Source organism: [Clostridium] clostridioforme AGR2157, assembly GCF_000424325.1.
GTDB classification, from domain to species: Bacteria; Bacillota; Clostridia; order Lachnospirales; family Lachnospiraceae; genus Enterocloster; species Enterocloster clostridioformis_A.
Map to the genome: position 1 here is coordinate 142,064 of NZ_AUJR01000007.1, position 8,092 is coordinate 150,155.

At 47.8% G+C, this 8,092-nt stretch carries 9 protein-coding genes and 1 pseudogene; 6 read left to right on the forward strand and 4 right to left on the reverse strand.

The window, feature by feature from the left end; translation table 11 throughout:
• The first annotated feature begins 98 nt into the window (after nucleotides 1-98).
• Together G614_RS0104570 and G614_RS34935 are read left to right on the forward strand one after the other, a co-directional pair.
• Nucleotides 99-1,010, forward strand: coding sequence for an AEC family transporter (locus G614_RS0104570; protein WP_027640998.1), 912 nt, complete (start codon nucleotides 99-101; stop codon nucleotides 1,008-1,010).
• Between the two features lie 86 nt (nucleotides 1,011-1,096).
• Nucleotides 1,097-1,426, forward strand: coding sequence for a group II intron maturase-specific domain-containing protein (locus G614_RS34935; RefSeq protein ID WP_027640999.1), 330 nt, complete (start codon nucleotides 1,097-1,099; stop codon nucleotides 1,424-1,426).
• Nucleotides 1,427-1,627: 201 nt separating this feature from the next.
• On the opposite strand, the gene G614_RS0104580 is transcribed toward G614_RS34935, so the two are convergent.
• Nucleotides 1,628-2,299: a helix-turn-helix transcriptional regulator gene (locus G614_RS0104580; RefSeq protein ID WP_044917408.1), complete on the reverse strand. Its 672-nt coding sequence runs from the start codon at nucleotides 2,297-2,299 to the stop codon at nucleotides 1,628-1,630.
• 408 nt (nucleotides 2,300-2,707) lie between these two features.
• Here G614_RS0104580 and G614_RS0104585 point away from each other — a divergent pair, with 408 nt between their 5' ends.
• The 3 genes from G614_RS0104585 to G614_RS0104595 all read left to right on the forward strand — a co-directional run bounded on the left by G614_RS0104585 (nucleotide 2,708) and on the right by G614_RS0104595 (nucleotide 5,888).
• The gene (locus G614_RS0104585; protein ID WP_027641001.1) at nucleotides 2,708-3,109 is read left to right on the forward strand and encodes a RidA family protein; all 402 of its coding nucleotides are present in this window, start codon (nucleotides 2,708-2,710) and stop codon (nucleotides 3,107-3,109) included.
• Nucleotides 3,110-3,201: 92 nt separating this feature from the next.
• Nucleotides 3,202-4,686 (forward strand): Na+/H+ antiporter NhaC, encoded by a 1,485-nt coding sequence (gene nhaC / locus G614_RS0104590; protein ID WP_027641002.1) that lies wholly within the window; start codon nucleotides 3,202-3,204, stop codon nucleotides 4,684-4,686.
• 26 nt (nucleotides 4,687-4,712) lie between these two features.
• Nucleotides 4,713-5,888, forward strand: coding sequence for a MalY/PatB family protein (locus G614_RS0104595; protein WP_027641003.1), 1,176 nt, complete (start codon nucleotides 4,713-4,715; stop codon nucleotides 5,886-5,888).
• Between the two features lie 100 nt (nucleotides 5,889-5,988).
• Here the strand turns inward: G614_RS0104595 and G614_RS34940 are convergent, their stop codons facing one another.
• On the reverse strand, nucleotides 5,989-6,363 hold the full coding sequence (locus G614_RS34940; RefSeq protein WP_027641004.1) for a GHKL domain-containing protein: 375 nt from the start codon (nucleotides 6,361-6,363) through the stop codon (nucleotides 5,989-5,991).
• 115 nt (nucleotides 6,364-6,478) lie between these two features.
• A complete protein-coding gene (locus tag G614_RS34945; RefSeq protein WP_278245977.1) occupies nucleotides 6,479-6,775 on the reverse strand; it encodes a hypothetical protein in 297 nt (98 codons plus the stop codon).
• Between the two features lie 431 nt (nucleotides 6,776-7,206).
• Between G614_RS34945 and G614_RS31900 the strand changes: the two genes are divergently transcribed.
• On the forward strand, nucleotides 7,207-7,368 hold the full coding sequence (locus G614_RS31900; RefSeq protein WP_166430216.1) for a hypothetical protein: 162 nt from the start codon (nucleotides 7,207-7,209) through the stop codon (nucleotides 7,366-7,368).
• A 369-nt stretch (nucleotides 7,369-7,737) separates the two neighbouring features.
• On the opposite strand, the pseudogene G614_RS34950 reads toward G614_RS31900, so the two are convergent.
• A pseudogene (locus G614_RS34950) lies at nucleotides 7,738-8,092 on the reverse strand (transposase); the annotation flags it as partial.

Genomic DNA, 8,092 nt, shown 5'->3' on the forward strand with positions numbered 1-8,092 from the left:
TCTGCCGCTGTTTTTGATATTATAACTAGGACTTGCGAAATGAATTTTTAAATCAAAAGCCGGGGCGGGAAGAGTAAACGGATGGGAGAAATGATAAAATGGCAGAAGTGTTAATGAAGGCCGGCTCTTTTGTGGCCGTCATAATAATGGGAAATCTGCTGAGAAGGGCAGTTTTTTTTAAGGAGGAAGATTTTTATGTCTTATCCAAAATCGTACTTAAGATAACCCTTCCCGCAGCAATTATTTCTAATTTTTCAGGGATTGACCTGAAGCCGTCCATGCTGGTGATGACACTGCTGGGATTTGGCGGAGGAATCCTGTATATCAGCATGGCCTTTTTCATAAGTATCGGAAAGGACCGGGAAGAACGGGCATTCAACATACTGAATTTGCCCGGATACAATATAGGTAATTTTACCATTCCCTTTGCCCAGAGCTTCCTGGGCCCCGTTGGCGTGGTGGCGACCAGCCTGTTTGATTCCGGAAATGCGTTTATCTGCCTGGGCGGGGCCTACAGCGTGGCAGTGGTGACAATGGAGAAAAACGCCAGGTTCAGCATTTTGCCGGTTATAAAGACTCTGCTTAAATCCATTCCCTTTGACGCATATCTGCTTATGACCGTGCTGTCGCTTTTCCATGTGGGACTGCCGGCACCCATTACCTCATTTACCGGAGTTATTGGAAATGCAAATGCATTTATGGCCATGCTCATGATTGGGGTTGGATTTAAGTTAAACGGGGACAGCAGCCAGCCCGGGAAAATCGTGAAAATACTTGCGGCCCGGTATTCATTGGCCATTGTACTGGCACTGGTCTTTTACTTCCTGCTGCCTTTTGGGATAGAATACAGGCAGGCACTGACCATACTTGCCCTTAGCCCGATGTCATCTGCCGCTCCTGCATTTACAGGAAACCTGGATTCGGATGTGGGACTGGCAAGCGCGGTCAACTCCATGTCCGTGGTTATCAGCACGGTGCTGATTACCGGGACACTGATGATGATATTGTAGGGATTTGGCGGAATAAAACTGGATACAGGGGAGCGGGGATGACAGGAAGAATCGGGGAGGAGAAAATAAATTAAAAAATTTATCGGATGTGTATAATTATTTGGGATGGGGCCATAATAGGAGTATACACCAAAGAGAAAATAATTAATACTTATCCTCCCCTTTTTAAATCAGCTCCGGCGCAATGGCGTGCTGGGGCTGATTTTGTTTGCGCGCCATGGGCGCGCTATAAGGTTCAGAAACTCAACCAGCTTATCCGAGGTTGGATAAACTATTTCAAAATCGGGAGCATGAAAAGATTATGCACGCAAGGTGTGTCACTTGTTAAGTTGATTGAACCGCCGTGTACCGAAAGGTACGCACGGTGGTGTGAGAGGCCGGTAGGCGAAATAATCGCCTACCTCCTACTCGATTGACTTATCGGGAAGAAAAAATGTGAAAAATCCGGTGCGGATTCTACAACTTTCTCATTTCTTTCCCTTTAGTTAAACCTCTATCCATGAAGTGAACAAACACATAACCAGGATATGTCAGACAACCCATTCTGCTCTCAATCTATCCGGGCATATTCTGACGGCTTACTCGAAAGAAGCACAGTAAACTGGTGCAAAAGGACTTCAGCTCTGGTTTTTGAAGTTCCTGATGTGCATGTATACTGTGTTTTTTGAAATATTCAGCTGTTCGGCCACCTTGATTACAGCATCCTTCAGATTGAAAATACCGCGTTGGTAAAGCTGAAAAACGATCTCTTTATTTTTATTGGCGGAGGTGATATTCGGGTCACCGTAAACGGCCTCCTTCGTTTCGGAAAGAGAGGAGAGGATTAAGTCATCAATGCTCTCGGAGAAGGTCTCCGCCGGGGCTGCCGTCGTAACCGTACTCTGGGGCGGCACCAAGGTCTGCAGGATGCTGGAAAGAGGGATTTCCATGTGGAAGTTCATGCAGAGCAGGCCGATAATACGCCCGTGTTCCCCTGTGATGGGGATGGTGCAGGAACGGAGGACGGAGCCGGATTTGTTCGTATTATAATAGGGGGAAACCGTTCGGCCCGGATCCTTTTCCAGTTCGCCCAGCATTTTCAGGGCCAGATCCGTGATGGGCGAGCCTTCTTTCCTGCTGGTATAATGTCCGTTGATTATCTTTATGACGGAATGATCCAGGCTTTCTAGGCTGTGAAGCACCAGCTCATAGCCTTCGCCCAGATAAGCGCCCAGTCCGTCAAGCATGTGGGCGTAGGAGTTCAGAATCTGTCTGTCAGTTGGGGTAAGTTCAATAAAAGGGGTATCCATAGTTATCACCTGTGCCTTTCGGGATAGTTTGTCTGTGATAGTGATTTCGCGGCCTTCCGGACGGTCCCGGCCGTTTTCCGGCTGCGGCAGCCTGGAAAACGGCCGGGACCCGGGGTGGCTTCGGAATACCTATTATAGATAAGCTTTGGTGAAAGCGGCAGGGAATAATGTTAGCTGGAGAACTTAACAGTTACGGTAAAATAAGAATTTAAATAATGTCAATTAGTGAAAAATATTTCAGCGCCGCTTTCTGATTCTATTATAAGGGAGTGGAGGGAAATGTGCAAGAAATTAGTGAAATAATTTTTAATAAATATACAGAATTAATAAACAAAAGTGTATTGACTAAAATATATTTTATTGATATAATGCAGTTATCAAACAAAAACAAAGAAAGAGGTGGAAAAAGTGCTGAAAAAAATTTACACAAAAAAAGCTCCGGAGGCAATTGGGCCTTATTCCCAGGCGATCCTGTTCAATGAACTTTTGTTCAGTTCAGGACAAATCCCGGTGGACCCGGCTGTCGGAGAGGTAGTTCAGGGAGACATTACGGCTCAGGCAGAGCAGGTAATGAAGAACGTGGGAGCAGTGCTTGAGGAAGCGGGAACGGATTTTGCGTCTGTTATCAAGACGACCTGTTTCCTGAGCGACATGGGAGACTTTGCCGCATTCAATGAGGTGTACGGAAAGTATTTTACCGGGAAGCCGGCGCGTTCCTGTGTGGCGGTGAAGGCGCTTCCGAAGAATGTACTGTGCGAAGTGGAAGTTATCGCAGCTGTTGAAAAGCAGGGCGGCAGCTTGACAGTCTGAATGGCCGTAAAGCAGTAGTGCAGCGTTGCGTAAGAACAAGTGAGTTGACACAATGCGGAGAGTGTATTGTGCATACGGAGGGGAATGTATCCATGAGTGAAAGAAAAGTAAAAGAAAAAAAGAAACCGGGTTTTTTCCTGGCAGTGCTCCCGATTCTGGCAATGATTCTGCTGCTGGGTGTAGGCTATGCGGTAATGGGCTTAAGCCCTGAGGTTCTGATGCTGGTATCCGCGGCGGTGGCGGCGGTAATTGCCGTTTATCTGGGCTATACCTGGGATGACATTATGAATTCCATCGTTGGAAAGCTTTCCAAGACGATGCCGGCTATTTTCATTTTGATTATTGTAGGCTTCCTGATTGGTTCCTGGATGATCGGCGGTACCATCCCGATGATGGTTTATTACGGACTGAAAATCATCAGCCCCCGTTACATCGCAGTTACTTCCTTTCTGGTAACGGCAGTGGTTTCCCTTTGTACCGGTACTTCCTGGGGATCCGCGGGAACCATCGGCGTGGCCTTAATGGGGGTTGCGGCAGGTATGGGCGCTCCGCTTCCGCTGGTGGCAGGCGCTGTTGTATCCGGTGCGTATTTCGGCGACAAGATGTCTCCGCTTTCCGATACCACCAACCTTGCCCCCATCGCAGCAGGCTCCAAGCTGTATGACCATATCGGACATATGTTTTACACAACGATTCCCGGCTGTATTATCTGTCTGATCGTTTATACCGTAGCCGGATTTTCACTGGCAGGCGGCGGTGCGGTGGCAACTCCTGAAAAGGTGGATACCATTCTGACAACGTTGGAAGGGATGTTCCGGTTCAATCCGCTTGTAATTCTGCCTCCGGTTATCGTACTGTACGGTTCCATCCGCAAGAAGCCTACCATTCCGGTAATGCTGATTTCCAGTGTGGTCGCTTTCTTTAACGCCACCATTTTCCAGGGCTTTTCCCTGCAGCAGTGCTTTACCGCGGCTATCAGCGGTTTCAGCCTTGATATGGTTACCAAAGCCGGTTTTGATGCGGCGGCCCTGATTCCCGATATCCCGAGGCTGCTGGAACGCGGCGGCATGCTTTCCATGCTGAATACGGTTCTGATTGCATTCTGTGCATATGGGTTCGCCGGAACACTGGCTGTTACAGGCTCCCTTGATATTGTGCTGAATAAGCTGATGAAGTCCGTAAAGAGCACGGGCGGCCTGATTGTATCCACAATTGTTTCCTGTATTACCGCAGTTTTTGTTACAAGCAACGGACAGCTCTCCATCCTGATTCCCGGAGAAATGTTCTCCAAGACTTATATTAAGAAAGGCCTGCAGCCCAAGAACCTTTCCAGAACGCTGGAAGACTCTGCAACCGTTGTGGAGCCCATCGTTCCCTGGACGGCAGCAGGCGTTTACATGGCAACGACACTGGGCGTGCCCACGCTTTCCTATCTGCCCTGGGCAATCCTGTGCTACACCGGCGTGATATTTGCAATCATCTGGGGCTTCACCGGCTTCGGCATTGCCAAAATCAAGCCCGGCGATGATTATTATGAGGAATATCTGGCGCTTCAGAAAGAAGACGATGCGGCATAAACGCTGTTCCGGGAGGAGGTTATTCTATGGGAATGCATTTTGATTTTGACACTATGACGGACCGCAGGAATACAAACTGCGGAAAATGGGATACCATGGATAAAAAATACGGCCGTGAAGGTATGATTCATCTGGGTGTTGCGGACATGGATTTCAGGGCGCCGGCGCCCATCCTTGACGGGCTGCGCGATGTGCTTGACATGGGTGTCCTGGGCTACACGGATTTGAGCGATAAGTTTTACGAAAGCATTCAGCGCTGGTATCTGAAGCAGTATGGCCTGGAGGTGCCCAGGGAGTGGATCGTATTCTGCCCCAGAATCAATATCGCATCCAGCATCTGTGTGGAGACCTATACGGAAGCGGGCGACGGCGTTATCATGAACACGCCTGCCTACGGCCCGCTGCGCAGCGCGATCCTCAAGAACGGAAGGCGGATGCTTTCCAGCCCGCTGAAAAGAAACGGGGATCGGTATGAACTGGATTTTGACCACATGGAAAGCCTGGTGGACGAGCGGACGAAAATGCTGATCATGTGCAATCCCCACAATCCTACCGGACGCTCCTGGACGAAGGAAGAACTGGCGCAGGCCGCAGACTTCTGTAAAAAGCACAAGCTGATTCTTTTCTCGGATGAAATCCACGGGGATCTGACGGCGGAAGGCGTGAAGCACCAGACTACCCTTTCCGTTACGGAGGACATCAACAACAGGCTGATTGTGGCCACCTCGCCTGCAAAGACCTTCAACATCCCGGGTGTTATCGTTTCCTATATGATAATTCCCAATGAGGAGCTTCGCAGCCGGATAGCCGCGGATATTGACCGGATCGGCATGCATAACCCTACGATTTTTGCGGTAACCGCCGTGGAAAAGGCGTATACGGAATGCGATGACTGGTACGAGGCGGTGAAGAAGTATATTGATGATAATGAAACATATACCCGGAAGTTTTTTGCTGAGCATTTCCCTGATTTTCATATCATGCCCAGAGAGGGAACCTATCTGTTATGGATTGATTACCAAAAGACCGGCATGAGTGAAGAAGAACTGGAGCAGTGGTTCCTGCAGGAGGCCAACGTATCCGTATATATGGGAAGCGTGTTTGGGGAAGACGGCAACGGCTATGTCAGGCTGAATCTAGCGTCACCCAGAAGCCTGCTGGAGAAAGCCTATGAAAGAATGTACAGGGCGTGGAAACGCTGAGAAGTTCAGCATAAATTGCAGGAAATTGGTGTTATGTGTATTCTATGAAACGATTCTGTTTATATCCGGGAAGGCCGGCAGTCAATTTGACTGTCGGCCTTTATTGGGAAGCTTCTGCTGCGTGTGTTGGAGGAAAAAGTATGCGGAGCCTGAAAAAGCCGTCTTCGATCTGATAATCCAGGGCTGCGTTATTTTTCTGGGCAAAGGCTATAATACTGCGCGTGCCGATGCCATGGCCGGGGTTTTGGGAAAGAGGAAAATGATTTTCATCAAAAACAATAGCTTCCTCCAGACAGGTATTAGCGATCTCGTACAGCATCTGATTTTCTTCCAGGCAGGTAACCCTGATTTCCCGCTGCTTTGGATCCGACAGCTTCATGCAGCCGTTGACAGCATTTTCAAAAGAATTGGCAAGCATAATTGAAAAATCAATATCACTGGACAGATGAAGGCAGGGCGGCGGAAATATTCCCATCCTGAAGGCAGACGGTGAAGCGGCCGTTCCGTTATCCGTGTCGGTCAGCCTGACATCAGGGTAAAGAAAGCATAAAAAAGTCCGGAAGCAAAGGCAAAGCCGTCCCAGCCATGGATTACAACGGTTCTTTTGTATCCTTTCCTGCCATTTTCTTCTGAGAAAATCTGCGGCTGGCTGCAACTGTCCACAGAATGGAAACGGCAGCAGGTGAAGGCGGGCTATCCGATTCCGGGACGACGTTCGGGTGAACAATGTGGCGGGTGTAGGCATAGTAAGGCGCTACCTCATAGTTCTTAAAGTCACGGTAAACCAGCTCACTGTTTTCCGCAGCATCGATAACGCCCTGCTGCAGTGCGGTGTAAACTTCTGACTGTGCCATAACGGCTCCGTTTCCGCCCATTAGCTTGGTCATTTCTACATGGTTTATAACCTGAATGGAACAGTATATAATCAGGTGAAAGTTGGGACGGTTATCATATATGACAATTGTTTCAATCGCTACATATAACTATTATTGACAGACAGAAACAGGTTTACGGAGAAAAGGTGTTGCGGATGGATGGATATATATTTCACCTACCAGACGGCACACCCATAAGCGAAAAACGGCTGCAAAATGAGATTGATAAAACCGTGAAACGGATTAATACAGAAGGTATAGAGTTTGATAGGTTCGATAATAATAAAATCTTTATCCTCCCCTTTTTATCCAGGCTTACCGCAATGGCGCGGTGGGCCTGGATTTTTTAACACAAAGGTTTACCAGGTTTGGGTTTTTTGAGAATGTATATCCAATACATATTTCGGACTGTCATGGTACATACTATCCCAGAGGTGATGATAATGAAGCAGGGAGAGCAGAAATCCACAAAAGAACTGGAAGAGCAGGCAAAGAATGTAGAGACATTCAATCCCAGATGGCACGATGGCGAGTATCTGGGGCCGAACACACTGAGACAGAAAGCAGATACTGAGGTTTATGGGAAAATGGAAGAGAAGCCGTAGGGCTTCTCTTTTTTGCTTTTCAGGAAACTTCGCAAATCGGCCAAAATGGTGTATGACTTGAAATAAAAAATGGCATAGCAAAAGAGCGAAGATGTAACTTCGCCATGACGTTGCCTATGTAGTTTTTTGTTTTTGGTTTAGGCTGCACTATCTGATGCAGTTTTTTTGTGGTAAACTTCTAAAACCAACATAGAAGTGCCACACTCCGGGCATCTGAGCGGATCATAGCCAAAAGCCAGAAGGATTGAATTACGCCAATCCAGAAGCCTGGAAAGATAACGCTGTTTCTGAGGGGATAAACATTTCCGGAGATTTTTTTCCTGTTTATGGTGCAGACGGGCTCAGTTTAAGGGAGAGCTGCAGGACTTTACGGAAAGCCAGGCGCAGGAAACGATAATCAAAATGAGTATGAGGGCGCCAGGCAGTGAAGTTACCAGCCCCGCCTTGGGAAATCAGGGCATGGATATAAGGATTCCATTTCAAATCCCTCCCGAAGGTATGCAGGACGCAGATAAAGCCAGGAGTAAAGTTTTCGGACTTGTTAAGCTTGAAGAACATACGCAGGATGACATCCCTGACCGAATGAAACAGGCAGTTAAGAAGGGAATGGTCCTTAAGAAAAAAGATGCGGAGTTCTTCAGGAATGGTAAAGACACAATGCCTGTGAATGCAGGAAACCAGTTTACAGGACATACGAAAAGCCCGTTTCTGATTATACATGTTG

Excerpts from the sequence above, each read along its gene's own strand:
- G614_RS0104570 (WP_027640998.1), top strand. The coding sequence starts at position 99 with ATGGCAGAAGTGTTAATGAAGGCCGGCTCTTTTGTGGCCGTCATAATA.
- G614_RS34935 (WP_027640999.1), top strand. The coding sequence starts at position 1,097 with ATGTGTATAATTATTTGGGATGGGGCCATAATAGGAGTATACACCAAA.
- G614_RS0104580 (WP_044917408.1), bottom strand. The coding sequence starts at position 2,299 with ATGGATACCCCTTTTATTGAACTTACCCCAACTGACAGACAGATTCTG.
- nhaC (WP_027641002.1), top strand. The coding sequence starts at position 3,202 with ATGAGTGAAAGAAAAGTAAAAGAAAAAAAGAAACCGGGTTTTTTCCTG.
- G614_RS0104595 (WP_027641003.1), top strand. The coding sequence starts at position 4,713 with ATGGGAATGCATTTTGATTTTGACACTATGACGGACCGCAGGAATACA.
- G614_RS34940 (WP_027641004.1), bottom strand. The coding sequence starts at position 6,363 with ATGGGAATATTTCCGCCGCCCTGCCTTCATCTGTCCAGTGATATTGAT.
- G614_RS34945 (WP_278245977.1), bottom strand. The coding sequence starts at position 6,775 with ATGACCAAGCTAATGGGCGGAAACGGAGCCGTTATGGCACAGTCAGAA.
- G614_RS31900 (WP_166430216.1), top strand. The coding sequence starts at position 7,207 with ATGAAGCAGGGAGAGCAGAAATCCACAAAAGAACTGGAAGAGCAGGCA.